Origin of the sequence: Candidatus Viridilinea mediisalina (assembly GCF_002532535.1) — a bacterium.
GTDB lineage: Bacteria > Chloroflexota > Chloroflexia > Chloroflexales > Chloroflexaceae > Viridilinea > Viridilinea mediisalina.
Window position 1 is genome coordinate 1 of the sequence record NZ_NQWI01000296.1, and the last position, 943, is coordinate 943.

Annotated in this window: 2 protein-coding genes; one reads left to right on the forward strand and one right to left on the reverse strand. The window is 53.1% G+C overall.

Annotated features, from left to right (window positions below; all coding sequences use genetic code 11):
* The coding region (locus tag CJ255_RS22120) for a hypothetical protein (protein WP_097646215.1) at positions 1-728 on the reverse strand (728 nt) is incomplete at its 3' end.
* Between CJ255_RS22120 and CJ255_RS22125 the strand changes: the two genes are divergently transcribed.
* Positions 727-943, forward strand: a 217-nt coding sequence (locus CJ255_RS22125; protein WP_133117027.1) for a hypothetical protein, incomplete at its 3' end; no start/stop codon positions are given. The genes CJ255_RS22120 and CJ255_RS22125 overlap by 2 nt on opposite strands.

Genomic DNA, 943 nt, shown 5'->3' on the forward strand with positions numbered 1-943 from the left:
CTGCTGGTAGCATGTTCAGTGGTTGTAGCGGCTTTGAGCGCAACGTAGGCACAGAACTTTGAAGGGGCAAAGAGGTGCGTGATGGGATCAAAGACAAAGTAGGAGATGGTACGCTTGCCCCAACGTGCGCTGTGTGCCGCTTGGTTGATCTCGGCGTTCCAGGTGCGAATGTTGAGCATCACTTCAAGCAGGTTACTGGCAAAGTGAATGCGCTGCGTTTCGACGGTGAAGGCTGGCTCAACGATGGCAAAGATGCGCTCAAGTTCGCGTTGCGCTTCAATCTCACTGTGGGTCATAAGTTCTGCCTGCGAGAGCTTGTTGAGCGCATTGATCGCTGGAGCACTAAGGTAGGGTACAAGAGGCATCTGAAAGGCTTGCATACCGATCTTACGCATCAACGTGATCATATTTCCGGCGAGATTGGCGCGGCCATAGTCAACCCGTGGGCTAATCATCGAGACAAAGGTGTCGCTCTCAAGTTGGGGCTGAAAGAGGTGCGCGACGGAGAACTTGGCATGATTGGCCACCGGATCGGCACGACTCACCTCGAATTCGATCCAGAGTTGACGTGTTCCATCCTCGCGGTATAAGAGGAGATCAACCCGCGAAGCGTAGCCCATCTGTTGGTCAAACGCTGGCGCGAGGAGCCGTTGCTCGGTTTGGCAACGCCAACCGACCGGGCAGAGTCGTACAAATTCGCTCTGTAGAAATTTAGCGAGGTTTCCCATGGTGCAACCACCTAGCGAACGACAGATCTTTTTTGAGCGTGATCACCTACCTGAAGGCATGAAAGCGCTCGTTATCCGGGTGAAAGTACCAAGATTATACTTGATTGCTGATACGCATGCCCATGAACAGACGACGATCTTTGATGATAGAATGGTCTATGTCGAAATCTCGCCCGACGAGTGGCTGCGTACCAAAGATGATCCAGCGGCAGCCG